Annotated in this window: 25 protein-coding genes; 13 read left to right on the top strand and 12 right to left on the bottom strand. The window is 43.0% G+C overall.

Annotated features, from left to right (window positions below; all coding sequences use genetic code 11):
• Positions 1–449, top strand: a 449-nt coding sequence (locus EI161_RS03040; RefSeq protein WP_192528971.1) for an IS30 family transposase, incomplete at its 5' end; no start/stop codon positions are given.
• Between the two features lie 360 nt (positions 450–809).
• On the opposite strand, the gene EI161_RS03035 is transcribed toward EI161_RS03040, so the two are convergent.
• Positions 810–1280: a hypothetical protein gene (locus tag EI161_RS03035; RefSeq protein ID WP_225735201.1), complete on the bottom strand. Its 471-nt coding sequence runs from the start codon at positions 1278–1280 to the stop codon at positions 810–812.
• Positions 1281–1783: 503 nt separating this feature from the next.
• Entirely contained in the window at positions 1784–3385 is a 1602-nt protein-coding gene (glpK, locus tag EI161_RS03030; protein ID WP_192528969.1) for a glycerol kinase GlpK, read from the bottom strand.
• Positions 3386–3968: 583 nt separating this feature from the next.
• Here glpK and EI161_RS03025 point away from each other — a divergent pair.
• The 4 genes from EI161_RS03025 to EI161_RS03010 all read left to right on the top strand — a co-directional run bounded on the left by EI161_RS03025 (position 3969) and on the right by EI161_RS03010 (position 9402).
• A complete protein-coding gene (locus EI161_RS03025; protein WP_225735200.1) occupies positions 3969–5594 on the top strand; it encodes a TolC family protein in 1626 nt (541 codons plus the stop codon).
• A gap of 89 nt (positions 5595–5683) precedes the next feature.
• Positions 5684–6892 (top strand): HlyD family secretion protein, encoded by a 1209-nt coding sequence (locus tag EI161_RS03020; RefSeq protein WP_192528967.1) that lies wholly within the window; start codon positions 5684–5686, stop codon positions 6890–6892.
• A 3-nt stretch (positions 6893–6895) separates the two neighbouring features.
• Positions 6896–8209, top strand: coding sequence for an ABC transporter permease (locus EI161_RS03015; protein ID WP_192528966.1), 1314 nt, complete (start codon positions 6896–6898; stop codon positions 8207–8209).
• Positions 8209–9402 carry an ABC transporter permease gene (locus EI161_RS03010; RefSeq protein ID WP_192528965.1) on the top strand — a complete coding sequence of 398 codons (1194 nt, stop codon included), beginning with the start codon at positions 8209–8211 and terminating at the stop codon, positions 9400–9402. The genes EI161_RS03015 and EI161_RS03010 overlap by 1 nt, the downstream gene beginning before the upstream one ends.
• Before the next feature lie 166 nt (positions 9403–9568).
• Here the strand turns inward: EI161_RS03010 and sthA are convergent, their stop codons facing one another.
• The 3 genes from sthA to EI161_RS02995 all read right to left on the bottom strand — a co-directional run bounded on the left by sthA (position 9569) and on the right by EI161_RS02995 (position 12698).
• Positions 9569–11212 carry a Si-specific NAD(P)(+) transhydrogenase gene (sthA, locus tag EI161_RS03005; RefSeq protein WP_192528964.1) on the bottom strand — a complete coding sequence of 548 codons (1644 nt, stop codon included), beginning with the start codon at positions 11210–11212 and terminating at the stop codon, positions 9569–9571.
• Positions 11213–11293: 81 nt separating this feature from the next.
• On the bottom strand, positions 11294–11698 hold the full coding sequence (locus EI161_RS03000) for a hypothetical protein (protein WP_192528963.1): 405 nt from the start codon (positions 11696–11698) through the stop codon (positions 11294–11296).
• Positions 11699–11801: 103 nt separating this feature from the next.
• Positions 11802–12698, bottom strand: coding sequence for a pyruvate, water dikinase regulatory protein (locus EI161_RS02995; protein ID WP_225735199.1), 897 nt, complete (start codon positions 12696–12698; stop codon positions 11802–11804).
• 750 nt (positions 12699–13448) lie between these two features.
• On the opposite strand from EI161_RS02995, the gene ppsA reads away from it, so the two are divergent.
• The 6 genes from ppsA to EI161_RS02965 all read left to right on the top strand — a co-directional run bounded on the left by ppsA (position 13449) and on the right by EI161_RS02965 (position 19044).
• Positions 13449–15833 carry a phosphoenolpyruvate synthase gene (gene ppsA, locus EI161_RS02990; protein WP_192528962.1) on the top strand — a complete coding sequence of 795 codons (2385 nt, stop codon included), beginning with the start codon at positions 13449–13451 and terminating at the stop codon, positions 15831–15833.
• A 172-nt stretch (positions 15834–16005) separates the two neighbouring features.
• Positions 16006–17001 carry an RDD family protein gene (locus tag EI161_RS02985; RefSeq protein ID WP_192528961.1) on the top strand — a complete coding sequence of 332 codons (996 nt, stop codon included), beginning with the start codon at positions 16006–16008 and terminating at the stop codon, positions 16999–17001.
• A 292-nt stretch (positions 17002–17293) separates the two neighbouring features.
• On the top strand, positions 17294–17692 hold the full coding sequence (gene rpsF / locus EI161_RS02980) for a 30S ribosomal protein S6 (protein WP_192522940.1): 399 nt from the start codon (positions 17294–17296) through the stop codon (positions 17690–17692).
• Positions 17693–17708: 16 nt separating this feature from the next.
• Complete coding sequence (rpsR, locus tag EI161_RS02975; protein ID WP_058368567.1) at positions 17709–17936, top strand: 30S ribosomal protein S18; 228 nt, start codon at positions 17709–17711, stop codon at positions 17934–17936.
• Between the two features lie 25 nt (positions 17937–17961).
• Positions 17962–18474, top strand: coding sequence for a 50S ribosomal protein L9 (gene rplI / locus EI161_RS02970; RefSeq protein ID WP_192522939.1), 513 nt, complete (start codon positions 17962–17964; stop codon positions 18472–18474).
• A gap of 345 nt (positions 18475–18819) precedes the next feature.
• Positions 18820–19044, top strand: a complete 225-nt coding sequence (locus tag EI161_RS02965) for a hypothetical protein (RefSeq protein WP_192528960.1) — start codon at positions 18820–18822, stop codon at positions 19042–19044.
• Positions 19045–19106: 62 nt separating this feature from the next.
• Here EI161_RS02965 and EI161_RS02960 read toward each other — a convergent pair whose 3' ends face one another.
• Genes EI161_RS02960 through EI161_RS14935 form a run of 4 tightly spaced genes read right to left on the bottom strand, consistent with a single transcriptional unit; the run spans position 19107 to position 21540 of the window.
• Positions 19107–19658 (bottom strand): histidine phosphatase family protein, encoded by a 552-nt coding sequence (locus EI161_RS02960; protein WP_192528959.1) that lies wholly within the window; start codon positions 19656–19658, stop codon positions 19107–19109.
• Between the two features lie 33 nt (positions 19659–19691).
• Positions 19692–20555 carry an adenosylcobinamide-GDP ribazoletransferase gene (locus EI161_RS02955; protein WP_192528958.1) on the bottom strand — a complete coding sequence of 288 codons (864 nt, stop codon included), beginning with the start codon at positions 20553–20555 and terminating at the stop codon, positions 19692–19694.
• Positions 20555–21358, bottom strand: coding sequence for a nicotinate-nucleotide--dimethylbenzimidazole phosphoribosyltransferase (gene cobT / locus EI161_RS02950; protein WP_263973703.1), 804 nt, complete (start codon positions 21356–21358; stop codon positions 20555–20557). Before cobT ends, EI161_RS02955 begins: the two co-directional genes overlap by 1 nt.
• 44 nt (positions 21359–21402) lie before the next feature.
• The gene (locus EI161_RS14935) at positions 21403–21540 is read right to left on the bottom strand and encodes a nicotinate-nucleotide--dimethylbenzimidazole phosphoribosyltransferase (protein WP_318779359.1); all 138 of its coding nucleotides are present in this window, start codon (positions 21538–21540) and stop codon (positions 21403–21405) included.
• 171 nt (positions 21541–21711) lie between these two features.
• Between EI161_RS14935 and EI161_RS02945 the strand changes: the two genes are divergently transcribed.
• Entirely contained in the window at positions 21712–22638 is a 927-nt protein-coding gene (locus tag EI161_RS02945) for an IS30 family transposase (protein WP_192528957.1), read from the top strand.
• A gap of 149 nt (positions 22639–22787) precedes the next feature.
• Positions 22788–23921 carry a glycerate kinase gene (locus tag EI161_RS02940; RefSeq protein WP_192528956.1) on the top strand — a complete coding sequence of 378 codons (1134 nt, stop codon included), beginning with the start codon at positions 22788–22790 and terminating at the stop codon, positions 23919–23921.
• A gap of 139 nt (positions 23922–24060) precedes the next feature.
• On the opposite strand, the gene EI161_RS02935 is transcribed toward EI161_RS02940, so the two are convergent.
• The 3 genes from EI161_RS02935 to EI161_RS02925 form a co-directional block, all read right to left on the bottom strand.
• The gene (locus EI161_RS02935; RefSeq protein ID WP_192528955.1) at positions 24061–24318 is read right to left on the bottom strand and encodes a hypothetical protein; all 258 of its coding nucleotides are present in this window, start codon (positions 24316–24318) and stop codon (positions 24061–24063) included.
• A 360-nt stretch (positions 24319–24678) separates the two neighbouring features.
• Entirely contained in the window at positions 24679–25017 is a 339-nt protein-coding gene (locus EI161_RS02930) for a RidA family protein (RefSeq protein ID WP_192528954.1), read from the bottom strand.
• Positions 25018–25087: 70 nt separating this feature from the next.
• Positions 25088–26335, bottom strand: a complete 1248-nt coding sequence (locus EI161_RS02925) for an NAD(P)/FAD-dependent oxidoreductase (RefSeq protein ID WP_192528953.1) — start codon at positions 26333–26335, stop codon at positions 25088–25090.
• Between the last annotated feature and the right edge of the window lie 334 nt (positions 26336–26669).

Below are 26669 nucleotides of genomic sequence, written 5' to 3'. Positions count from 1 at the left end.
TTGGTGACTGGGAAGCGGATACCGTTATCGGTCAGCATCACAAGCAAGCGATTGTCACGCTCGTTGAACGTAAAACAGGGCTACTGAAGATGAAGCGTGTGGGTCATAAAACGGCACAGCAAGTATCAGAGGCAATGATAGATGTCTTAAAGCCTGTGAGGTTACAGGTTAAGACAATCACCTCTGACAATGGTAAAGAGTTTGCTCAGCATAAGAAGGTGAAACAAAAGCTCTTTAGTCTGTTCTTTTTTGCCGATGCTTATGCGTCATGGCAGCGGGGGACCAACGAGAATACCAACGGCTTAATCAGAGAGTTCTTGCCTAAGGGTTGTGACTTTAGACAAGTCTCTGATAATGAGATACAAGCTATTGAGAATAAACTAAACAACAGACCAAGAAAACGCTTAGGGTTTAAAACGCCCAATCAGGTGTTCTATAATATAATTTAGCGTTGCACTTGGTGTGTTAATCTAAGTTTTCAATCACTGCTTTTGATTCTTATTATTTTGGGCTATTTTTAATTATTAAATTAGTTATTAGAATCAGTAATCAGATATCGTTTCACTAGATATATTCATACTTACTAATATACAGCAAAAAAGCCTTCAAAGAAATCTTTGAAGGCTTCAAAATAGCATAAATTCGACCTGTTTCGACCGTTAAAAAAGGATATCTACAATCGAACTAAATCTAGTAATGCGGTAGTAAGCTTTGGTAGTGTTTAATTACTTAAATGAAGTGCACAGTTAGTTGTACTTAAATATCATTAATATAACACTACCATCAACGTTATCTACCTTTTATATAAATCATGATACACGGTTCCAAGCATCACGTGATGCTCTACGCGCATCATTCCACTCCATACGTGACTCACCTTTCACTTCATGCCAAGAGCGCTCTAAGTCCGCTTCATGGTCTTCAAAGCGTGCATCTGCAGGATAACGCGCGCGATTGGCATACCCTACTGCATAAGCTGGATGTAAATCACGGTCAAAGTCGTAACCTTCTTTGTAGTAATCAGCGTTGGCATACTCTGCACGCCAGTACGCTTCTTCACGTGTCGGATCGATTGCTTCTGCTGCTGCATGACCTGCGCCGCCGCCAACAATAGCACCAATAGCGCCACCGATTAATGTACCTAAGGGGCCTGCCATGGTACCAATAGCCGCACCTGCTGCTGCACCGCCTACACCGCCTATACCTGTGCCTACTGGGTGTGAACCTGGTTCACCTGTGATCACGTCAGCATTCAAATCTTTTTTCGATTCTTTAGTCATGTGTTTCACAGCACTACGATCAATAGCATCATGCTCTTCTATGATATTGTCATCTTCATGTCTGATTACTCTATTGTCGATCGTATGATCACTACCCGTTGCTCGACGTTCATTATCATCAATAATTCGCTCTTTATCACCTGCTTCAAGGTAGTCATCAGTAATGACACGATTTTCAGGGTCTGTAACGCGGCCATCGTTATTCATAATATTATCCTTAAATTATTTTTTATATATTAAATTTATTAAGTGCTAATTCTTTTAACGCCAAGTTATCAAGTTCTACAAATAGTAAGCGTTAAAAATTAGTGGTCTTGTTTAAGTCATCTAAAGTATAGAAATTTATGGATACTGGCCGATAGACCGGTTATGTAAACTGTGTCCAAATTACGACTGTCTTGCGTTACAGCTTGTATCTGTATGACGATTTTGTAAGATAGCACCACATTTTAAGTAATTTTTAATTGTTTTGTTACACTGGTTTAATATAATTGCTCACCCATTTATATCACTTTCAACGCTCTATCGATGGCTTGTTGCCACTTATTAAGATGTTGCTCACGGAGTTCGGCAGACATTGTAGGTTCGAAAATCCGGTCAACTTGCCATGACGCTTTCATGGTTGCTTCATCGTATAAGCCGGTTTTCAAACCTGCCAGTAACGCGGCACCTTTAGCTGTAATCTCTGTATCTCTAGGGCGCAGCACCGGCACATCGAGTAGGTCTGCTTGAAACTGCATGAGTAAGTCATTGTTTGCAGCGCCGCCATCCACTCTGAGCTCGGTGAGTGGATGCGGACTGTCTTTTTGCATGGCAATAAGCACATCATAAGTTTGGTAAGCCACGGCCTCTAGTGCTGCTCGGGCAATGTGAGCTTTGGTCGTACCACGGCTCATACCTGTAATACTGGCGCTGATATCCGAACGCCAGTAAGGCGCACCCAGCCCTGTAAATGCCGGCAGCATGACCACACCTTCACTGCTATCAACTTGCCGCGCTAACTCTTCGATCTCACTACTTTGTTGAATCATCCCTAGATTATCACGCAACCATTGAACGATGGCGCCTGCCATAAATACACTCCCCTCCAAGGCATAAGTCACTTCCTTTTTGGGTGGCTGTAGCATACGCTTTCCTGATTGTACAATTTGCTCAAACGATAGATTTTCTTGGCGCGTTGGCGCTGATTTTCGTTGCCATGCGATGGTCGTCAATAACTTATGTTCGCTCAGCTTGGGGGTCTGACCAATATTCATCAGCATGAAGCAACCTGTACCATACGTATTCTTTGCCATGCCAGCATCGAGGCAGCCTTGTCCAAACAATGCCGCTTGCTGGTCACCCAATACCGCATGAATGGGGATTTGCTTGGCAAATAGTCCTTTTTTGGTTTTGCCAAAGTCGCCGTCAGAGGGCAACACCTTAGGTAAAATATTCATAGGTATCGCAAAACGAGCGCACAGCTCCTCTGACCATGCCAGCTTGTGTATATCATATAATAAGGTACGAGAAGCATTGGTCACATCGATGACATGCTCGCCGCCTGTTAGCTTATATATAAGCCAACTGTCTATAGTGCCAACCGCTATCTCACCTTTGTTGGCGCGCACGCTCAGTTTGGGATCATTTTCTAACAACCAAGCGATTTTACTGGCACTAAAGTACGGGTCTAGGCGCAGACCTGTGATACGTTGCACTTCGCTTGCCATATCATCGTGATTATTGTCGCGGGCTTTGGTAGCCCCAGTAATACTTTCAGCAGCGAGCGTTTTACAATAGCTGGCGGTACGTCTGTCTTGCCAAATAATAGCAGGTGCCAGCGGCTTGCCTGTTTGCTTATCCCAAATAACAATAGACTCACGCTGATTGGTAATCGCAATACCACTGACATCGGTCGCAAGCAGTCCCGCCTGATTAATCACATCATGGGCACAGCTTATTTGTGTTTGCCAAATTTGCTGGGCATCTTGCTCAACGAAGCCTGCTTGTGGAGTTTTTAACGTTGTTGGTTGCTGCGCTATTTTAATTGGACGGGCGTGGTCATCGTATAGTATCGCTCGACTCGACGTCGTCCCTTGATCTAAAGCCAAAATATATCCTGCCATCACTCACATCCTATCTTGTTTTATTTACTTTTATAGCATACAACAGTCTCATCTATGGCTCATGAACCATCGTGTAATGAAAGGCTCAGGCCTAAAAGCAATTCAATCTCGAGCCTTTGATATAGGCAGTACTAAATAAAATCGATAAACAAATTTTTATATCTTCAGATCTTCTGTATGTTTTATAAACGAGGTTATTATTTGATATAAGAATAGTTAGCTAACATAAAAACAATGTCGACACAACGTAAAACAAGCAAATACTGAGCATTGACCCGTCACCATTGTGGCACTACAGTGTATACTTTGTTATCAATAATGCATTTTTAGCGTCTGTTAATCGTTTATAATATAGCGCTCGCTTTATCAATGACAGCTTATAACAACCACCGATGCTAATGGGCGTGTTCTTATGTCAACGATGGGTATTTTCAGCACTTATTCTGTTTGATACTCAGCGTGACGGATACCACACTTCTTTACTGTGCTGACTTTAAATACTTTGCATTCTAATTAATGGCTTATGTGACTTATGAAATTTGCTTTATCGACTCTGTCTACTGCTGTGCTGACAATTACGTTCATGAGCTTAACGATAGCACCCTTCGCAAGTGCTAACGATAGTACGATTAAATCACAAAATGCGCTGACAGCAGACAATGTGACACAGATTGTCGATGCCAATCATCAAAAAAACCATCAAAATGACAGTCAAAAAATTGGTACTCAAGACAGCCCAACTGTTACAACTATTGAGAGCGAAAACGCTGAGCGACAGCCTGACTTGAGCACTCTTATCGATCCCATCACTCACAAAAGTATTGATAATAGTTATCCGTTAGAAGTGTCTAGCTTGTTAAGTCTTGAACAAGCGCAAAATGTTTTATTGCAAGTGTCACCAAAAATCGCCGCCAATCAAGCAGCGATTGCCTCTAGTGAGTTTGAAACTGATGCCCTCAAAACCATAGACAATCCGCTAGTATTCGCTCAAGTATCTGCCAATGCCTACAACTTAGACACAGATATCGATTTATCAACGCTCAAAAACGGCATCGTCAACGACATTAATAATAATGTTGATAGCGTCATTCCTCCTATCCCAGAGTTACCTAATTTCGGTGAACTGGTTGGTGAGCGCTTGCCAGACTCTTATAATTTAAAGCGTTCAGGATCAACAACTGGCGCAGGACTTGGCGTGGTTTGGCCTATTTATACCGCTGGACGCACGACTGCTTTGACAGGTGCCTCTAATGCCCGTACCCAAGAAGCCGTCGCCGACAGTATCTTAGATAAAAACGAGCTTTATAACACCTTGATTGAACGTTACTTTAAGGCACAGCTGGCCATCATTGCCGCCTATTTACGCGACGATGCTTATGATACCTTGCAGCAGACCGACCATATGGCACAGCGGCTCTTTGAAGAAGGTTTTATCTCCCGTGTTGATCGCTTAGAAGCAAAATCCGCCCTTGCCGATGCAAAAAGCGAGTCGGTCAATGCCAATAACGATGCACGCCTCGCGATGATAGCTTTACAGCGTCTATTGCGTACTGAGTATCGCATCAAGCCCTCAACACCGCTATTTGTTTCCAGCCGCCCTCTACCAGATGTGAACTACTTTCAGGACTTGGCACTCACCAATCATCCCGGTCTACAAAAAGTCGCCGCCAAACGTGCTCAGGCTCAGCAGTTACATGCGTTATCAGATACAGGTTACAAACCTACTGTCATGTTATACGGCTATGGACAAGTTGAAAAAGACCCCAGCTGGGTAGCGGGTATATCTGCGAGCTGGAAGCTGTGGGGCGGACTCGATAAAACGGCCTCGCTAGCATCGAGTAATGCCAAGGTACGTCAAGCCGATTTGTCTGAGATTGAAGTCAGTGACAACTTATTGTTACTGGTCGAAAAAAACTGGCACGATGTAAACAATGCCCAATCTCGTTATCAGGCATTACAAAGTAACGTGGATTTGGCTGCTGAAGTATTACGTTTGCGTCGTTTGGGGCTTCAAGAAGGCGTTAATACACCAATCGAGGTCGTCCAAGCACAAACGCAGTCGCTCAAAGCGCGCACCGAACAAGCGCAAGCGGCGAATACTTATGTACAATCACTCGCCGCCCTCATGCAAAGCTGCGGCACACCGCTCGCCTTCAATACTTATCTCAATGCTGCTGATATTCAGCTACCGACCCTGTATGAGAAATAACACAGCTCGTTTATCATTTTAAAAAAATCAGACAACACACGACTTATTTTGCTTATTACCGATTTTATTGCCTTAGGAATCTCACTGTCATGACTGAATCTAGCAACGAATCAGACGACGCACGTAAATTAAACGACTCAGACCAATCATTAGAATCGGGTAATACTGATAATGAGCAGTTGTCTACTGATCCTGTAGTCAATACAACCGATATTGAGCCAGAGCAAACAGTGCCCAGTTATAAGCGCAATCCAGCAAAAACTGACAAGCCTGCGAAGATTAAAAAGATAGTTTTGGCACTGGTGGCTCTAATCGTCTTGGGCTTCATTGCTTATGGTTTATATAAAAGTAACCAACATAGCGAGCCTAAGGTAGTTACTTTGCAAGGACAGATGCAAATGCAGCAAACGTCTATCGGGGCAAAAGTTCCAGGGCGTATTGCACAAATTCTGGTCAAAGAAGGTGAGGCAGTGACAATTGGCCAGCAACTGATCGAGATGGACTCGCCTGAGATTAACGCCAAGATCAATCAAGCACGTGCCGGTAAACAAATGGCACAAAGCCAGCTCGATAAAGCAGAAAACGGTGCCCGCCCACAAGAAATTGCCCAAGCAAAAGCGGCGTGGCAAGCCAATAAAGCGGCGTCTGATTTGGCCGAAAACACCTATCAGCGGGTCAATCGCCTTTACGAAGAAGGCCTGATGGCACGGCAAAAGCGCGATGAAGCCTATGCGCAGTATCAAGCCACACAGGACCAGACTGAAGCCGCTCGGTTACAGTATGATTTGGCGAAAGAAGGTGCTCGCAGTGAAGATAAGTCTGCGGCAACCGCACAAGTAGCCCAAGTCGATGCCAAGCTCGAAGAGGCGCTGGTCGCGAAAGAAGAAGCCAACCTAAGAAGCCCTATTGCTGGTATCGTGGACAATGTGATTGTCAGCGCTGGAGAAGTGATTGGTCAAGGCGTCCCTCTGCTTACTTTGGTCAATACCGATGAACAATGGGTAGTGTTAAACGTCACTGAAACGCACCTTAATCAATTTGCGATTGGTCAACGATTTATGGGCACTATCCCTGCTTTATCGTCACCTGAGAAACCTTATACCAAGCAGTTTACGGTATATGCTACCTCGACGTTATCTGACTTTGCCACTTGGCGCCCGACCAATAATGACGATGGTTTTGATGTTCGCACTTTTGAGATTAAAGCGCGACCAACCTCTCCCGATAGGCGGATTCGCTCGGGTATGAGCGTGGTTGTACGTCTCAATTCAACCCCTGTTAATCAGACCCAAGAGTAAGCCATGCGCCTGATTAGACTAGGTGAAGCATTTGTACGTAGTGCTGCCTACGAGCGTCGTTTTTTAGCCAAAAATCCTTGGGATTTTAGCATGGTGGTTTGGATACCATTCCTCACCGTGTTATTGATTTGGTGGATTTTCTCACAAATACAAATCACAGATTTGCCTATTGGGGTGATTGATAATGACAGAGGCCCCGTCGCCAATACCGCTGTGCGTTATTTGGAAGCCAATCCCAACCTAACCGTCAAACAGCTTTATCACTCGCCAGCTGCTGCAGAATCCGCTATCTTGCAACGTGATATCTATGCCGTGATGATTATTCCCGAAGACTTCTCTCGCAATATCTCTTCAAGTAAGCCTGCACCCATCGTGCTGCAGGTAAATGCTCAATACGGCACCCACTCAGGCATTATTCAAACCAGTGTTCAATCCGTTATTGGAACGCTATCAGCCGGTGTGGAAATACAACGTCTGGTGAAGCAAGGAATGGCGCCATCCCAAGCGGCGATTAATTACTCCCCTGTCGGCATTCAACGCATCAGTTTGTTTAATGCAGCCACCGATTATCAGCAGTTTTTGGCATCGACCGTCATCCCTGCCCTGTTACATATTTTGGCAATGGTCATTGGAGCCACGACGATTGGGCGTGAATTACGAGATAAGCGAATCGGTCGTTGGTACGACTTTATTGATACTGGCCACCCTGATTTAGCACAGATTGAAGAAAATAAAGCAGCTGTTCTAGGGGATGGAAACGTCCAAAGTAATGATAATAAACCCCCAATACCTATTAAAGATGTCAAATCTAGACAAGTCAGCACTCTCGTGTTACTAAGTGGTTTGTTGGGTAAGTATTTTTGGCCAACATTGGCTTACAGTATATGGTCAATACTGGCACTGTGGCTTGCAGCTCCGCAACAAGTAGTGGCTATCAGCTCTCTCATTGCCACTTATTTCGGTCTTGTATTACTGATGATGTTGTCATTTTGGCTTGGCGCTATCTTTACCTTGACCTCATTCTCGTTGCGTATGGGCCTGTCAGCTACTGGTTTTATTTCAGCGCCTTCTTATGCATTTGCTGGGGTCACTTTTCCTTATATCGCTATCAGCGACAGCGCCAAGCATTGGTCGGACGCCCTACCGCTCACCCATTATTTGAAGCTACATATTGCCCAGTTACAAATGCAAGCACCTGTTGCCATCTCATTACCAATTGTCTACGGGCTTACTATAGCGACGCTTATCACTATGTACCTTACCGCCTTACTGAGTAAACGCGCATTGGCGCATCCTGAACGCTGGGGAGCACGCTAATGTCATCATCAAAAGATAAGTTATCTACTACAACCTCAGATTCAAAAAAGGCCCCTTCAACTCAAGGGTTTTTAGGCAGCTTTTTTCAAACGATTAAAGACATATTTTCTGATAAAGGCGTATTACTACTATTAATGATTGCGCCTATTATCTATGGCTTCTTTTATCCTTGGCCGTATTCTACCGAAGTCGTGAATCATGTGCCTGTCGGTATTATCGATAAAGACAATAGTAACTTATCGCAAACCATTGTCCGTTATGCCAACGCAAGCCCGCAGCTGGATACGCAGCGCTTTTTGAATGAGCAAGAAGCCAAAGAAGCTATGTGGGCTGATGAAATCGCTGGCTACATGATTGTCCCTAGTGGGCTTGAGCAGCAAGTACAATCTGGAAAAGCTGCTAGCGTCAGCGTGCTTGGCAACGGTGGTTATTTTCTGTTAAATAAAAACGTACAACTGGGGTTTTTACAGGCCGTTAGTACCGTATCCGCTGGTATCGAAGTTAAGAAAAGCGTCGCGCAAGGGGCTTATTCAGCGACCGCAGCAGCCAACACTCAAGCGGTGCCATTAAAGATTGTTCCTTTATACAATCAGACGGAAGGTTACGGCGCTTATGTCGTACCCGCGGTGTCTATTCTTATTTTGCAGCAAACCCTTTTGATGTCGACGGCAATGCTGGTTGGCACGTGGTATGAGCAACGTCGCCATAGAACCAGTATTCGCGGCTGGCTTGGCCGTATTGCTGCGCTGAGTATGCTTAGCTTTGTGGTTGGCTGCTTTTATTATGGCTGGGCGTTCGAGCTGCATCATTATCCACGCGGACAAAACATGCTTGGCAGTCTATTATTTCTACTGCTATTTTGTCCGACAGTGGCGACACTTGGCTGCGTACTGGGGCTTTGGTTTCGTCAGCGTGAGCGCAGTATGCAAATCTTAATTTTTAGCTCACTACCGATGTTTTTTGTTAGTGGTTATCCATGGCCGGCCAATCAGCTACCAGAGTTTTTACAAGTCATACGTTGGTTAATACCAACAACGCCTGGCATCAATACTTCTGTGCAACTTAATCAGATGGGCGCGAGTGTTACGCAAGTGGCGACAGGTTTTTATGCGCTTGCCGCGTTATGGCTACTTTACTTTATATTACTGCTATTGTTTCGCAGACTGGCTTCACACAAGAAAACTGCTTATTAAAGTAGAAAACAGCAAGTCACTCAATTATTTGCCCGATAGCAAAAGATAATTGAAGTAAAAAAGCGCCTGCAATATTTGCAGACGCTTTTTTATTTCTCTATCTTTACTGTTTGTCGGTGTGAACTACCCACTACCTTAGAGATTGGGGCTTTCTACGCAGTTTTTGTTAAAAAACACGGTTAAGACCATTCAGTGCTGCTACGCGATAGGCTTCTGCCATCGTTGGATAGTTAAAGGTCGTATTCACAAAATACTCAAGGGTGGCATTACACTTCATTACCGCTTGGCCAATATGAATAATCTCTGAAGCATGGTTGCCGTAACAATGAATGCCTAGAATCTCCAATGTATCGCGATGGAATAATATTTTTAGAACGCCCGAGCGTTCACCAATAATCTGCGCCCGTGCTAAATGCTTAAAGAACGCCTGACCCACTTCATAAGGGACCTTTTCATCCGTTAGCTCTTGCTCAGTCTTACCAATGCTGGAGATTTCAGGAATCGTATAAATACCAGTCGGTACGCTTGATACTGGCTCGGCATCACTATCACCCACCATAAAGGCGGCAGCACAGCGACCTTGATCATAAGCAGCAGAAGCCAGCGACGGCCAACCGATAACGTCACCCGCAGCATAGATATTTTTAATCTCAGTACAATAAGTATCATCGACTTTGAGCTGACCACGGCTATTGGCTTCAAGCCCGATGGCTTCTAAGTTTAACCCTTCGGTGTTACCTGAGCGACCATTTGACCAAAGGATGGCATCAGATTTGATGCGCTTACCGCTCTTTAAATGCAGAACAACATAATCATCATGGGTCTCAAGATGATCAATTTCTTCATTACTACGAATCAGCACACCAAATTGTCTAAAGTCATGGGCCAACGCATCGCTAATCTCACCATCTAGGTAACTCAACAATTTATTTTGGTTGTTAATCAGATCAACTTTATAACCAAGACCGGTAAAGATAGAGGCATACTCACAACCAATCACCCCAGCACCATAAATAATAATCTTTTTGACGATATAATCCATTTGTAGGATTTTATCAGAGTCAAAAACACGCGGATGATTGAAATCTAAGATTTCAGGGCGGTATGGGCGGCTACCGACGGTGACAATGGCTTTATTAAAAGTAATTTGTTCAAAGACATTTTCATCGGTTTCGATACGTAAAGTATGCGCATCGACAAAACTTGCCCAACCTTGGATAACTTCGATACGGTTACGCTCATAAAAACGTTTATGCGTACCGACCTGACTGCGAATGACTTTTCGTGCATTGGCCAGCACTTTGTTTAGAGGAACTTGCTTATACTCCATCGCATTGGCAAACATAGGATCACGGCGAAAGTTAATCAAGTTAAATACCGATTGGCGTAGTGCTTTACTCGGGATAGTGCCCACATGAGTAGAGTTACCACCAACTTGATCTCGCGGATCAATGACCACCACTCTTTTACCCGATTTGGTCAACTTCATGGCAGCCGCTTCACCAGCAGGGCCTGCACCTAGGACAACCGCATCATACTCATATTCATGGTCATCGCTTTTTAAACGGCGCGAGTCCTTGGCAAAACCAGATTTGATATCGATTCGCGTATCATCAAGTGGATTAATAAGATCAGGATGATACAGGGCATCGTCTTTGATTTGTTCGTGGGTTTGCTCAATATTTTGTTTTTTATTTTTGCCTTCGGTGTGCTCGGGGTTGGGCACGTGACCGCTTTCTTTATTCGATACTTCGGTATGAGTATCTTTCCCGATATCATTGGTCGCGTCGCTTGGTTTTTTACTTCCCATCATGTCCTCTTTATATTTACTTATTTATTTGATATTTAGACTATACATGACACACTATTTTCATGAGTCAAGACTACAGTACTAAGGCGTGCCTACCATACGTTGTGATAGTATGTTTTGCAATGTCCAATGCCCGGTCAGGCTTTTCTTTCCTTCATCAATCTGCGGGCGGGCACTAATGATGTATTCTGTGCCAAGGCTGGGTTCGAAATCATCGACCCAGTCATAAGGAACCTGGAACACGCTGCCATTTTTACTTGATTTGGCAAGCAAGCACTGCATCGGTAATGCCGATGCGCAGGCAACACGATTGGGCATAATCGTTAATGTTTGTGCTTCACCCAAGACGATAGTTGGAATATAACGTGGTTCAGCTACTGGCTCACGCGAAAAAGGTGACGTCTGGCAGGCACTAAGTAAGCCGACCGCACTCAGTAAACTGGCCATCAATAAAGGTGTCTTGCTAGACGAATAGGATAAACTCATAATATTCTCTATATGGTAATGAGAGGGTTTTGAATAACAGTATTGAATAACGGTCATCAATAATTTTTTGTTAAATGGTGGTGATGTTTACACTCAAACTTTATCAACCAATGCGGCGTTTGAGACCTGTCATTTGTAGGATACGAGTAGCAATCTCCTCCACAGACATCTCAGACACGTCTAAACTTGGAATACCATGGGTAATATAAATCCCTTGTATCGCCCGCTGCTCTTGCTGACATTGCTGATAACTCGAATAACGACTGCCCGCACGGCGTTCTTGGCGGATTTTCACTAAGCGATCGGTATCGATGAGCAAACCAAACAGCTTGTCCTTATGCTCGCGTAACGCATTTGGTAGCTGATTGTCGTACAAATCATCCTCGGTCAGCGGGTAATTGGCTGCTCGAATTCCAAACTGTAAAGCTAAGTATAGTGACGTCGGTGTTTTACCCGAACGAGACACCCCAACCAGTATGATATCGGCGGCATTATAATGACGCGTGCGCGCACCATCGTCATTGTCTAGCGCAAAATGTACCGCATCAATACGCTCTTTATAAGTCTCAGAATCGACATCATCGTGTGCATGGCCTGAATGTCCATCCGGCTCTACGCCAGTCTCTTCAGCGACGCGCCCTATCAACCCTTCATACATATCTAGGTTACAGCCGTGCGCAGAATTGATTTTTTGACGAATCTCAGGGCTAACAATCGTATCAAATACCAAAGGTAGCAACCCGTCTCTTTGATAGGCCATATTGATTTGTTCGACGGCATCTTCGGCGCGCTCTAAGCTATCGACATAAGGTAGCACTCGCGTCTCAAAAGGCACCGAGGCAAACTGACTCAAAATAGCACGACCAAGTGTCTCAGCGGTAATCGCTGTCCCATCCGAGATAAAAAACGCCGTTCTGATGGCTTGTGAGCTGTCTAAGTTTAGCGCATGGCGATTTTGAATGGTGGGTTTCACTTGTTCGGTGGGATTGCTTGAGTACATAACTTTGACACCTCGATTAAAAACACAATAGTAATCTTTATTTAGCTTTTATTATTCATCCATCTTAGACTCATTTTCCACTTTATATAAGTCTGATATTGGACATCTATACAGCGACAAGCGCCTATTATTCATGCTCACATTATACGCACAATAGCGGCCCAATAGAAATTAATGTTACAGGCGTACACTTAGTAAAGACAACATGACAATCAGTATTGAAACCAATATTGTTTTTAGTCTGGTCATACCAATTGACGATAATATTCCTGCGCTTTTATCATTAATGTTTATCTTAATTCAGCATAATTTGTCCTATATATTATTTGCTATATATAGCTATAGTAGATTCATTGTAAAAACCATACAGGGCTATTGGCTATATTTTTTGCAGCCTTTGTCACGCAAGTAAGTAGCAAGTAAGAAAAACTTATGCCAACAGAATACTATTTTGGAACATAGCTCTTTTATAGTAAAACATAGTTCTTTTATAGTAAGTTGATACTATTTAGTGGTTTTATGATAAATCTGGCTTATCACTATCAGCCAACGTCATATTCGCTTTTATTAGCATTGAACCAACCCTTAAAAATTTATAATCTGGCATATCCTTCATAAATTATGTAGCAAACCCCACAATTTGTATCTTTTTGACAAATATTTTGGTTCTAACCCTCGAAATTCTCAAAATATAGGGGTATAATCCACCATTATAATCTTTACTAAATAACCTTATTTTCTGGAGTTATCATGGCAGCGCAATCTACAGCACTTGTAATCAATCTTGATCAGCTAGGAAAAAACGACATTGATATGGTCGGTGGCAAGAATGCCTCGCTTGGCGAGATGATCAGCCATCTATCTGATTTGGGCGTCAGCGTTCCAGGCGGCTTTGCCACCACTTCAAATGCGTTCAACCGCTTTTTGACAGAAACAGGCTTGCTTGAAAAAATCAACAACGAGCTAAAAACATTAGATGTTGATGATGTTAACAAGCTGGCTGCTACGGGTAAAAAAATCCGTACGTGGATTATTGAACAAGAGCTGCCAAAAGATCTTGAGCAAGAAGTGCGTCAGTCATTTGAAACCATGAGCGGCGGCGAAGATATCGCCGTTGCCGTGCGTTCGTCTGCGACTGCTGAAGATTTGCCAGATGCTTCATTTGCCGGTCAGCAAGAAACTTATCTGAACATTCGTGGTATTGATAACGTCCTACTTGCGATTAAAGAAGTCTTTGCTTCTTTATATAATGACCGTGCCATCTCTTATCGTGTACATAAAGGCTTTGAGCACGAAGGTGTTGCCCTATCTGCTGCTGTACAGCGTATGGTGCGCTCAGAAACTGGCGCCGCTGGTGTGATGTTCACCTTAGATACAGAAAGTGGTTTTGACCAAGTGGTCTTTATCACTTCAAGCTATGGTTTGGGCGAGATGGTCGTACAAGGCGCGGTAAACCCTGACGAATTCTATATCTCCAAAAGATTACTTGAAAATGGCAAACCTGCGGTCATTCGCCGTAACCTCGGTAGCAAACATAAGAAAATGATTTATGGTGATGAAGGCAGCACCACTAAATCCGTAACAATCGTTGATGTCGAAAAACAAGAGCGTATGCAGTTCTCTCTATCTACTGAAGAGCTGAACTCACTTGCCAAGCAAGCGATGACGATTGAAAAGCATTATGGTCAAGCGATGGACATCGAATGGGCAAAAGATGGCGATAGCGGTGAAATCTTTATCGTTCAAGCCCGTCCTGAAACCGTTAAGAGCCGTCAAGACAGCAACGTAATGGAACGCTACATCATCGACACCACTGGTGCTAAAGTATTGTGCGAAGGTCGCTCAATTGGTCAGCGCATCGGCTCAGGTAAAGTACGTATCGTGAGCAACCTAAACGAGATGGACAAAGTAGAAGAAGGCGACGTACTGGTATCAGACATGACCGATCCTGATTGGGAACCAGTCATGAAACGTGCTTCTGCCATTATCACCAACCGTGGTGGACGTACGTGTCACGCAGCGATTATCGCCCGTGAACTTGGCGTACCAGCCATCGTTGGTTGTGGTAATGCCACTGAGTTATTGGTTGATGGTCAAGACGTAACTGCTTCTTGTGCTGAAGGTGATACTGGCTTCATTTATGAAAGTCAGATTGATTTTGAAGTACAGACTAACTCTGTTGAGTCTATGCCAGAGCTTGCCTTTAAAGTCATGATGAACGTCGGTAACCCAGATCGTGCCTTCTCATTTACCCAAATGCCAAACGAAGGTATCGGTCTTGCACGTCTTGAATTTATCATCAACCGTATGATTGGTGTGCATCCAAAAGCCTTGCTCAACATGAACAGCTTGCCACGTGAAATCTCACAAGCGATCAATGAGCGCATCGCAGGTTATGCTTCACCGATTGATTTCTATGTCGATAAATTGGTCGAAGGCATCTCAACGCTGGCTGTAGCCTTTATGGATCAACCTGTTATCGTTCGTATGTCAGACTTTAAATCAAACGAGTATGCCAACCTTTTAGGTGGTAAACTGTACGAGCCATCAGAAGAAAACCCAATGCTTGGTTTCCGTGGTGCTAGCCGTTATGTTTCTGATAACTTCCGTGACTGCTTTGAGCTTGAGTGTAAAGCCCTTAAGCGTGTTCGTGATGAAATGGGCTTGACCAACGTCGAGATTATGATTCCATTCGTCCGTACCGTTGGTGAAGCAGCTGAAGTCATCGAACTGTTGGCAAAAAATGGCCTAAAACGTGGCGAGAACGGTCTACGCGTCATAATGATGTGTGAGCTACCAACCAATGCGTTACTAGCAGAAGAGTTCCTAGAGCACTTCGATGGTTTCTCAATCGGTTCAAACGACTTGACTCAACTAACACTAGGTCTTGACCGTGATTCAGGTATCATCTCACATCTATTTGATGAGCGTGATCCTGCCGTTAAGAAGCTATTGTCTATGGCTATTGAGGCTTGTAACAAAGCTGGCAAATACATCGGTATTTGTGGTCAAGGTCCATCAGATCATCCAGACCTTGCTTACTGGCTCATGGAGCAAGGTATCAACTCAGTGTCTTTGAACCCTGACTCAGTACTTGATACTTGGTTCTTCTTAGCGGGTGAAGAGGCCAAATAAGCCGTAACGTTAAGTCACAACGTTAATTCACACCGGCATTTAAGTACAACTATAGCAGGGTCTATTTGAAAAACATTAAATAGGCCCTAATATTATGTATTATAAATAATGACTTAAAGACAGTTTTTAAGAGACAGTTTTTAAAAAACAGTGACTTGAGATATGACTAACTATGCAGGCAATTATGCAGATTTTCCTTGCTCGAAATAACGTACAGGCTGGTCCATACAATTTGGAGCAGCTCAATATCATGTTGGCATCTGGCGAAGTATTGCTCGATGATTTGATCTGGCATGACGGCTTAGACCAATGGCAGCGTGTAGGTAACTTGACCAACAATCAAACAGTATATAGGCCTACTAACACTAGCAGCCCTGAGGTCAATGACTCTATTATCAATAACGTCACGGTCTTTCCTGAAGATAATATCAGCAATGACCAAGATGGTAAATCAGTGTCGTTAGACAGATTGTATGGTAAGCCTGAACGCCCCAAAGCGACCGATAAAGATGTGAAAGTCGATATGGTTACCAATCGTCAGCACACGCCGCATAACAATGTGTCATTGAATAAATCTAATGCCAACAAAACGGTCTCTAGTAAAGATAAAGTCGTTGGTAATATGGTGCTTGCCCCAATTATGTCGCGAGTACTTGCGACTGCACTCAATGGTTTACTGTATTTACTGGCTATCTTTCCGCTAGTCATGGCATTAACCAAAATGGATGTCGACTATAGCAAATTTCAAGATATCCAAAATATGGACGCAGCGTATCAATACTCAATGACGCTGATGGAGAGTCTTCCTAGTAGCGTATTGATGATGTCACAAGTGATGGTCTTTGGCCTGTTTGCTCTACAATTGGTATTTATCACTTTGCGTGGTCAATCGCTGGGCAAGCTAATTACGGGTATCCGCGTAGTCGATCAAACCACCCATCGTTTACCCTCTTTTGGTAAACTCATCGGCATGCGTACCTTGCTGTTGTTTATTATTTATAACTTACTGTTCTCATTTACCAGTTTTTTAGGCTTTGTGATTATTGCTATTCATTATTATATGGCATCGAAAAGCCCTGAAAATATTGGTTGGCATGATAAACTGGCTAAAACCTTAGTGGTAAAAGCCGATAGTAGCCAGCTGGTAAAAGAACCAAAAATAAAATAGTTTATCTGTCATTCTGACTATAAATCATACCTTCTAAAATTGTAATAAAAAAGCAGCGTATTCACGTTGCCTTTTTTATTGATAGAAAGCAGTTTATTGCTTTTATATTTTATTAACAGTGCCTCAGTGATTAACCTTTGTGTTAATGAATGAGTACTGTTATAATACGGCGCTTTATAAACTAAGCTTATTCTCCATTATTTTTATCCTATTTAATGAGTATTGGGTTTACTTTATAAATCTCCTTGCTATTAACATAGGGTTAATAGCTACTAATCCGTAAGGAGTCATAATGCGACATTACGAACTGGTGTTACTTGTACACCCAGACCAAAGCGACCAAGTGGTCGGCATGGTTGAGCGCTACATCAAGTTAGTTCAAGACAACAACGGTGTTATCCATCGTTTAGAAGATTGGGGCCGTCGTCAATTGGCTTACCCAATCAACAAGATTCACAAAGCTCATTACGTTCTTTTCAACATTGAAACTGACGGTGAAACTTTAGCTGAACTTGAAGAATTATTCCGTTATAACGACGCGATCATTCGTAGTCTAGTTATGCGCCGTGACGAAGCTGTCACTGAAGAGTCGCAGTTAGCCAAGAATGCCGATGAAAAACGCGCACGCAAAGCAACTACTCGTCGTCCAGACAATCGTGAAAACGACGACAACGACAACAGTGAAGACTAATTAAAGGAGAATACTCATGGCACGTTTCTATCGCCGTCGCAAATTCTGCCGTTTCACTGCTGAAGGCATCACTCACATCGATTATAAAGATGTTGAATTGCTAAAACAGTACATCAGTGATAATGGTAAAATCGTACCAAGCCGCATTACCGGTACATCTACTAAATATCAGCGTCAACTGGCCACTGCTATCAAGCAAGCTCGTTACCTTTCGCTACTTCCGTATACTGACAACCATCAGTAATTTAACCGTTAACTAGGAATGACTCATGCAAATTATTTTGTTACAGCGTATCGTCAACCTTGGTAAACTCGGTGAAACTGTCGATGTGAAACCAGGTTACGGTCGTAACTTTCTTATCCCTCAGGGCAAAGCGCTACCTGCTACTGCAGCTAACATTGAAAAGTTCGAAGCACGTCGTGCCGAACTTGAAGCTGAAGAAGCGAAAGAGGTAAGCGTTGCTCAAGAACGTGCTGATGCATTGACTGACGTTAATGTTATTATGCGCGCTAAATCAGGTGACGAAGGCAAGCTATTCGGCTCTATCGGTACTCGCGATATCGCTGAAGCATTGACGAACTCAGGTCTAGAAGTTGACCGTGCTGAAATCAAGCTACCTGAAGGCACTCTACGTCAAATTGGCGAATACAATGTTGATATTCAGCTACACCATGACGTTACCGCTAGCATCTTAGTAACCATTCTTTCAGAAGATGGTGATAACGAAGATTCAGCAGAAGAAGAAGTTGAAGACGACAACGAAGACTATTCAGAAGAGTAATTTTTGAATATCTAGAGGTAGTCTAAAAAAACCAGTAACGTCATGTTGCTGGTTTTTTTATATCCATAATTTGACAAATACTCTACCCTGTCTCTTAGGAATAGAACGTTTGAATGCTATATCCAAAAACCGTTCCTTAACTAATGATTTTAACAGTAAATTGTATAGTGATATATTCCAGCAATACTTTGTAATAAATGCTTCAGAAATCCTATACTAAACAATAAGATACTACCCATAAAGTCATCTTTATTAACCTTGTTTGAGTTGCTACCCTCCCTGTCTCTAATTTCTAGATTTTTATTTTTGATTTCTTATTTTTTGATAACGACAGGGTACGACGACATGATAAATACTGATGATAAGCTACTATGTATTCAGGGCAATGACTTTTACCTAGAGGGTGAAACTTATACCGTCGGTAGAATCATCAATAATAAATACTTCCAGCTATTAACGGGCAGCAATGATGATCACTGGTATGCGACATTAGATAACAAAGGCATTTATGTGAGCTTTGACTCTATGACAGCAGAGGATAGTAAGGCTTGGTTTGATAAGATTGCTTAGATAGTGATTATCTTTAGATACAAACTGTATAGGAGTGTTTTGGAAAAATAGTGTCTTTCGAATTAAAACTCTAGCCGACTACATGATTGATAACCCACGGGTCGTGGCCACTCATTGGCCAGTTTTGGTACCTCTTGGCTAGCGGCGATCATCTTAGCAGCATTTATCCAACCGGCATGACCGATAGCCAATACTGGCATATCATTTTGCTCAGCTGCAACTTTATTTAACCAACTTTCAGCTCGATTAAACAGTTGTTGCAAGCTTTCGCCATTATCAGGCGCGAAATGGGCAAAGTTATCGCACCAGTCATCAATTTCTTGTTTTTCAATCTGCGCCCAAGCCTGCCCATCCCAAATACCAAAATCAATCTCCGCAAGCTCCTTTGACATTCGACATTCAAAACCATGTTGCGCCAATATTTGCCCGACTCGTAGTGAACGTTGTAATGGGCTGACCCAAATAACTTTTGGTAATCGATGCAGGCGTACAAAACGCTGAATTTTATTAGCAAGGCACTTTAGTTTACGCCTATCAACGCTGAGATCTGTCTGTCCGATACAAAACCCCTCGGCAGCAATCGGCTTAGGATGACGCCAAATATGAACAATCATTAACTATTCCTATCCTTTTCTAACCTTTAAACCTTATATGAATGACACAATGGCAGCGAGTCCTACATAAATAGCGATTTCACTAATTTGCTGCGTCGCACCCAACCCATCACCGGTATAACCATCTAAACGCCTACGTAATAATCGCCGCATATAATCTGTCGCTATCAGCGCTAATACTAATGCCAATAGCCATTGAGCAAAGCCGATCTGCTGCATCGTATAGGGAAACATAAACGTGACTAGACCAAGTGCTAATAGCAACCAGCCGCTGCTATATAACCCTTGTAATGGCGTTAACTGCTGCGCCATAGGTTTGGCCTTGGCATGCTCAATCTCACCACCATAAGGCAGCAAAGTAAGTAAGCTAATACACAACAAGCGTGAAGCAGTGTGTCCAACAATCAAGGCAACGATAGCAACAAATATCGGCATAGAAGCCAATAAACTAATTTTAATTAATAACGCGGACACCAAACCTAATACACCATAAGTGCCTAGGCGCGAGTCTTTCATAATAGTCAAGGTATGCTCGCGAGTTAGACCACCACCTAGACCATCGCAACTATCAGCAAGCCCATCTTCGTGAAAAGCACCCGTTAATTTAATCCCGAAAGCGGTGCTTATTACCGCCGCAACTAATGGGGTAAATAAGACGCTGCCAAGCCAAAATACGCCAGCGCAAAGCAAACCGACGAGCAAACCTACTGCGGGAAAATGGCGACTACTTTCGTGCAACCATTGCGGATTATAATGGGTAAGTTGCGGTACTGGCAATCGCGTTAAAAACTGGATAGCAACCAATACTAGGCGCCATTCATATTTTATAAACTCGACAATAGATGGTTTAGGTAAAGGATTATTTGGCGATGTTGAGTGATTTTTTGATTGTGTCATCAGTTATTTTTTCCGCTAATACCTGCGTCACTAAAACTTGCCATTTCATTGATAATGGCACAAGCTGATTGTAATAGTGGGTACGCTAACGCCGCACCGCTACCCTCACCTAAACGCATACCCATATTAAGTAGCGGCTCAGCATTTAGTAGTTTTAATAAATGCGCATGCCCCGGCTCGACAGAATGATGTGCAAATACAGCGTACTGAACGACACCTGGCGCTAAACGCTCCGCCACTAATAACGCGACGCTGGCAATAAAACCATCGATTAAAAGAATACGTCGTTCACTGGCTGCCTGCACCAGCGCACCTGCCATCATAGCAATCTCTAGCCCGCCTAATGCCGCCAATGCGAGCAATGGTGAGTTGGCGTCACTATGACGCTCTAAGACTTGCGTTAAAATAATTGCCTTGTGCTGTAACCCTGCATCGTCAAGACCAGTACCGCGCCCGATACAATCTTCAATGGATAAACCTCCTAGTCTCGCCAACAATAAACTGGCCGCTGAGGTGTTACCAATGCCCATTTCCCCAACAATCAACAAATTGCCGGGTATATCCTCCACCACTTGCTTACCACTTTCAAGCGCAGCTAAGCATTCATCCTCTGTCATCGCGGGTTCTGTTAGCGCGTCACGACTACCGCGACGGACTTTATAATCAAGCAATTTCGGATGGTTTTTAAAAATAGAGTTGCCAAAGTCGGCATCTACCCCTGCATCAACGACCTTTAATTCAATATCATGTTGGCGTGCGAGTACATTGATAGCAGCGCCACCCTGCAAAAAGTTAATAACCATCTGCGCAGTAACAGTACTAGGAAACGCTGATGTGCCATGCTTGGTCAGACATGGTCGGCAGCAAATACTCGAATTTGTGGCTGCTCAATATGCGGTGTGGTGGTGCCTTGAATCATCCCCAGTTGCAACGCTAATGTCTCTAAGCGTCCTAATGCACCAAGCGGTTTGGTTTTTTGGTCTATGATTTGCTGCAGCTGTTGACGTAAGTCGCTATTTTTTATATTGGGAATAATAGGAGCGATAAATGTGTCTTAGATTAACACATGAAGTGCAATATCAAAGAGCAGGTGAAAAAGAGGCCTAGATGCGCTAGCATCAAAGCTACTATCCACCGCCAAAGTGAGATTGCAACCATGAGCTATACACATCTAAGCCTAGAGGAACGATATCAGATTTATGCCCTTAGAGGGGCACAACATAGTATTAAATTTATAGCAGGGGCGTTAGGCAGAAGTCCCAGCACCATATCAAGAGAGCTTAGACGCAATAAAAGCCTACGAGGCTACCGAGCAAAGCATGCAGACAACACCGCTAAAGCGAGGCGAGCAAATAATGCCTTCACCATCATTTTAAACGTCTGGGACTGGGTCGTGACTAAGCTTAAACTGCAGTGGAGTCCTGAGCAAATAGCAGGCGTTCATAGTGGAGTCAGTCACATGAGTATCTATCGTTACTTATGGACGGATAAGAGGCAAGGCGGCACGCTATGGCAATATTTAAGACGCAAAGCCAAACCCTATCGTCAAAGGCTTACCACTGAGACTCGTGGGCGTATTAATGACAGGATCTCAATTCATGAGCGCCCTCATGTAGTAAAAGAGCGATCCCGCATCGGTGATTGGGAAGCAGACACCATCATTGGTAAAAACCACAAACAAGCTATCGTGACAGTGGTAGAGCGAAAGACAGGTTTGGTTAAGATGAAGCGAGTGACTAAAAAGAGTGCTCATCTGGTCGCGGATGCGATGGTGGTAATGCTAACTCCAGTGAAACTACACGTTAAGACGATTACGTCCGATAATGGCAAGGAATTTGCGGATCATAAAGCCATTAAGCAAAGACTCTATAGTGGGTTCTACTTTGCTGATGCTTATGCCTCATGGCAACGAGGAACAAACGAAAATACCAATGGCTTGATTAGAGAGTACTTGCCTAAAGGATGTGACTTTAGACAAGTATCTGATGATGAGGTTCAAAACATTGAAGACAGGTTAAACAACAGACCAAGAAAGCGTTTGGGGTTTAAAACGCCAAACCAGATGTTCTATTCTATTACTTAGCGTTGCACTTGGTGTGTTAATCTAGGTGTTCAATGAATAATCCTAATCGTTATAAAAAAATAGGCGTCTATGTTAGCAGATTAACCAATTTATGATGATAAGATTAAGCTAATTGAACCACCCCAACCTGCAGGTTTGTAGAGTATAAAATGAAAATCTTAATCGCTCCCGACTCGTTTAAAGAAAGCTTAGAGGCATTAGACGTTTGTCACGCTATCCAATCTGGATTTAGACAAGTGTTTCCAAATGCTAACTATACTCTATTGCCTATGGCTGATGGCGGCGAAGGCACCTCTGCCGTTTTGTCTTATGTATTGGGTGGACGCTGGAAAGAGGTGCGCGTCCATGACCCCTTGATGCGACCCATTACCGCAAAGTATTTACTATTATCCGATGCCACAGCAGTGATCGAAATCGCTCAGGCCTGTGGCTTACATTTACTAAATGTGGCAGAACGCAATCCTATCATCACGAGTAGCTATGGTGTCGGTGAACTGATTGCAGATGCTTTAGACGAAGGCTCTACACGTATCATTATCGGGTTGGGCGGTAGTTCCACCAATGATGCGGGGCTTGGCATGCTAGCGGCATTGGGTATGCAGTTTTTTGATATTTATGATAAGCCACTGGCTCAAGGTGGCGGTGAGCTTATCAAACTACAGCGAATAGATGACCAAAAATTCCATGCAAGTGTGCTTGATACGGTGTTTGAGGTGGCGTGTGATGTGACCAACCCATTATGTGGTCTGTTAGGTGCCAGTTTGATATTTGGCCCGCAAAAAGGCGCTGATGCTAAACAAGTCGAGCAATTAGATGCCTCATTAAATCACTTTGCTAATGTATGTAAGCAACAGGGCTATCAGGACAATCAACAAGTAGCTGGTGCTGCAGGTGGTCTTGGCTATGCGTTAATGACTTTTTGCCAAGCTGAGCTAAAATCAGGTTTTAATACGATTGCCGAAATGACTAACTTAGCGCAGTACATTGCCAACGCGGACTTGGTCATCACCGGCGAAGGCAAGCTTGATGCTCAAACCGCGATGGGTAAAGTTGCAGGTGGTATCAGTGAACTTGCTAAAGCCAGTCATACGCCAGTCATTGCTATTTGTGGCAGCGTTGACGGTCTAACACCTACTCAGACTTCCCAGTTCGATGTCGTCGTGCCTAGCATCCAAAAGATAGATAGCATCGATCAGGTTCTAAGTCATGCTTATGACAATATAGAAACGACTGCTGCCAATATTGCCGCTGCCATGCGCTTGGGTCAAAACATGAAAGAATAGTTGATGGTTAATGCAGCTAAATTATGGTGCAACTATAGCCATGAATATTAATACAACACTAATTTCCTAACTACAAATCAATGGACGCTAATCAGTCCCAAGTAGCGCCCACTCTAGTTTTTAACAATTAATGAATCAACTAATATCCGACGGCTGACTGCATTGGCATGAGCATAGCACCTATAATAAAAAACGGAATTGCGATTAATGTTTTTAAAAATGGTGACTTGGTCTTTTCCCATCGGGTAAACACAAAATACAAATTAGCAAAAGGTACAAATAAATACATGAGCCCCCAAGCGGTCGACTCTTGAAACGCAATAATAATTAGCTTAATACCGTAAATAAGACAAATGATTAAAGCAATAAAGAATAAAGCAATTCCTATTATTCCCACACCACACTCCTCGAATACATCTTTATGTAAAGTAAACCATCAAATTTGTTGCTGGTATATAATAACAGTAGAACTACACAATGTATAATATTGTCGGACATATGTGCAATAAAATTAATTAGATTGTTTTATTGATCTATTTTTCGACCTTATTATTTACTTTGACTTTGGTGATGGAAACCCACATATTGCAATCATTAATAGCAAATTATCATGTATCAATAAATCTGCTAAAAGAGATGCCTCCCATATTACTAAGGTTGAGAATAGATTCTTAATTTGAGCGAACTGATAAATAAAAAGGACATGATATCTCTATCATGTCCTTTTCTTATTCTATGCCAATATCACAATGCGCAATTACTCAGCTGCGATAGCCGTAATCTCAACCAACAATTCAGGACGAGCCAGCGCCGATTCACCACAAGCGCGAGCTGGTGGTTGAACGCCTTCGAACCACTTGTCCCACACTTCGTTCATCGCCGCAAAATCTGACATACTCTTTACCCATACTGTCGCCATGAGTAGTTTTGACTTATCACTACCGACTTCTTGCAGTAGACTTTCGATCTTCTCTAGACAAGTCAATGTTTGGGCTTTGATATCGTCCTCCGCGTTGCCTACTTGACCAGATAAATAAACGGTCTGGTTATGCACAACGATCTTACTCATACGTTGACTGCTGTGTAGTTTTTTCATGGATTATTATCCTTAATTTATTAAAGTACTCGAATATACAAACATTCAAACAGGTCGTTTTCACGGCTACTTAGCGAGAAAAGCGCTCAGCACTAAATGGTTTAATATCGACCAATACTGGTTTCTCATGAATCATCTCTTCAACGACACGGCCCGTCATAGGTCCCAAAGTGAAGCCCTGATGACTGTGACCAAAAGCAAACCATAGGTTCTCATGCTTAGGTGCAGGACCAATAACTGGCTTCATATCAGGCATACAAGGACGTGATCCTGCCCACGGCTCACTCTCAACTGCATCTTCTAGGGGCAATATTTTGCGAGCAAGTTTTAAAACGGTTTTTAATTGTCCAAAGTTCTTTGGCGCATTCATCGTGGTCATCTCAGCACCCGTCGTAATACGAATACCTTGCTGCATCGGCCCCATGACAAAGCCTTTATCCATATCAAACATGCTGTGATTGATGGTATTTTTTTCAGTCACTTTAAAGTGCTGATGATAACCGCGCATCGGGAACAATGGTAGATTATAACCCAGTGGTTTGATCAAATCATTGGACCAAGGCCCAGCTGCGATGACCAATTTATCACTATAGTAGGTTTCGTTATCAGTAATAACTTTCCAACCGCCCTCTTCTTGGACAATTTCTTTTACACTGCTTTCTTTGATAGTACCTTCCATCTCTTGGAAGTTTTTCGCATAGGCTTTTACTAGCGAGCTTGGGTTGGAGACTTGCCAAGAGTTAAGCCAGTGGATTGCCCCAACGAAACCATCAAAATTGGCGCTGGGCTCCATTGCTTTTAACTCATCCACCGTCAGTACGTTATGCTCGACACCCTGATTGCGAGCGTCGATAGCCAATTCGATTGCTTCTTTAAGCGTCTCTTCAGAGCGATGTAGCTGCAACCAACCATCACGAGTAATCAGCTCGTCAGCACCAGAAGCGGTAATCATGGTTTGGTGCTCGCTGGTACAATGCTCAATCAGTGTTTGCCATTCGGCTTCTATTTTCTTAACTGACGCGGGCGTAGAGTATTTCCAATACTGCAAAAGCGCCTGATGATAACGCAGGATCGCTGGAATTCGATAACGAATATCGGTACCTTGGTTCGGCAATACCCGTATCATTTCAGTCAGCTGGCGCGGAAATGGATGCGTATGTATCGCTTCGCGTTGAATCAAACCCGCGTTGCCGTATGAAGTCTCCGAACCCGGTAGTTTCTTATCTAAAAGTAAAACTTGAGCATTGTTTTTTTGTAGATGCCAAGCAACTGATGTGCCAACCATCCCTGCACCGATAACGATAACTTCATAGCGCATAACATGTCCTTTTTTAAGGTCTTAATACAGAGTGTCTAATAAAATGGATATAACGACTAAGGTGGTAATAGTAACGCATTGAGCCAAACATTAAACCCTTATCTCATAATTATTTTTGTCATTAAACACTTTTAGTTATGTGTTTTTCTAAGAGGTATTTTTGATAGGAATAGTGAGATAAATTAGCTGAAATATAGTCCTATATTTAATAACTCATCAATCATTAATACTAAGAATAGCGATAATCAGCGCTCATTTTTAAAAAGCCTAGATACGACTTATTACTATTAATTTCTGTGCTATAGTTTGGTCTTTGTTTTTAGTTTATGGATGA

The sequence above is a fragment of the Psychrobacter sp. FME5 genome, from assembly GCF_014861375.1.
Taxonomy (GTDB): domain Bacteria; phylum Pseudomonadota; class Gammaproteobacteria; order Pseudomonadales; family Moraxellaceae; genus Psychrobacter.
The sequence above is the reverse complement of the archived record's forward strand: the minus strand, read 5'-3'. Positions and strand labels throughout refer to the sequence as shown.

What these genes read in the sequence shown, in the direction of transcription:
- cobT (WP_263973703.1), bottom strand. Translation starts at nt 21,358, where the DNA reads ATGGTTATTAACTTTTTGCAGGGTGGCGCTGCTATCAATGTACTCGCA.
- EI161_RS02995 (WP_225735199.1), bottom strand. Translation starts at nt 12,698, where the DNA reads ATGTACTCAAGCAATCCCACCGAACAAGTGAAACCCACCATTCAAAAT.
- EI161_RS02965 (WP_192528960.1), top strand. Translation starts at nt 18,820, where the DNA reads ATGATAAATACTGATGATAAGCTACTATGTATTCAGGGCAATGACTTT.
- rplI (WP_192522939.1), top strand. Translation starts at nt 17,962, where the DNA reads ATGCAAATTATTTTGTTACAGCGTATCGTCAACCTTGGTAAACTCGGT.
- EI161_RS02930 (WP_192528954.1), bottom strand. Translation starts at nt 25,017, where the DNA reads ATGAAAAAACTACACAGCAGTCAACGTATGAGTAAGATCGTTGTGCAT.
- EI161_RS02940 (WP_192528956.1), top strand. Translation starts at nt 22,788, where the DNA reads ATGAAAATCTTAATCGCTCCCGACTCGTTTAAAGAAAGCTTAGAGGCA.
- EI161_RS03020 (WP_192528967.1), top strand. Translation starts at nt 5,684, where the DNA reads ATGACTGAATCTAGCAACGAATCAGACGACGCACGTAAATTAAACGAC.
- glpK (WP_192528969.1), bottom strand. Translation starts at nt 3,385, where the DNA reads ATGGCAGGATATATTTTGGCTTTAGATCAAGGGACGACGTCGAGTCGA.
- EI161_RS02985 (WP_192528961.1), top strand. Translation starts at nt 16,006, where the DNA reads ATGCAGGCAATTATGCAGATTTTCCTTGCTCGAAATAACGTACAGGCT.
- rpsR (WP_058368567.1), top strand. Translation starts at nt 17,709, where the DNA reads ATGGCACGTTTCTATCGCCGTCGCAAATTCTGCCGTTTCACTGCTGAA.
- EI161_RS03015 (WP_192528966.1), top strand. Translation starts at nt 6,896, where the DNA reads ATGCGCCTGATTAGACTAGGTGAAGCATTTGTACGTAGTGCTGCCTAC.
- EI161_RS03035 (WP_225735201.1), bottom strand. Translation starts at nt 1,280, where the DNA reads ATGACTAAAGAATCGAAAAAAGATTTGAATGCTGACGTGATCACAGGT.
- sthA (WP_192528964.1), bottom strand. Translation starts at nt 11,212, where the DNA reads ATGGGAAGTAAAAAACCAAGCGACGCGACCAATGATATCGGGAAAGAT.
- ppsA (WP_192528962.1), top strand. Translation starts at nt 13,449, where the DNA reads ATGGCAGCGCAATCTACAGCACTTGTAATCAATCTTGATCAGCTAGGA.
- EI161_RS03000 (WP_192528963.1), bottom strand. Translation starts at nt 11,698, where the DNA reads ATGAGTTTATCCTATTCGTCTAGCAAGACACCTTTATTGATGGCCAGT.
- EI161_RS03025 (WP_225735200.1), top strand. Translation starts at nt 3,969, where the DNA reads ATGAGCTTAACGATAGCACCCTTCGCAAGTGCTAACGATAGTACGATT.
- EI161_RS02955 (WP_192528958.1), bottom strand. Translation starts at nt 20,555, where the DNA reads ATGACACAATCAAAAAATCACTCAACATCGCCAAATAATCCTTTACCT.
- EI161_RS03010 (WP_192528965.1), top strand. Translation starts at nt 8,209, where the DNA reads ATGTCATCATCAAAAGATAAGTTATCTACTACAACCTCAGATTCAAAA.
- rpsF (WP_192522940.1), top strand. Translation starts at nt 17,294, where the DNA reads ATGCGACATTACGAACTGGTGTTACTTGTACACCCAGACCAAAGCGAC.
- EI161_RS02925 (WP_192528953.1), bottom strand. Translation starts at nt 26,335, where the DNA reads ATGCGCTATGAAGTTATCGTTATCGGTGCAGGGATGGTTGGCACATCA.
- EI161_RS02960 (WP_192528959.1), bottom strand. Translation starts at nt 19,658, where the DNA reads ATGATTGTTCATATTTGGCGTCATCCTAAGCCGATTGCTGCCGAGGGG.
- EI161_RS02945 (WP_192528957.1), top strand. Translation starts at nt 21,712, where the DNA reads ATGAGCTATACACATCTAAGCCTAGAGGAACGATATCAGATTTATGCC.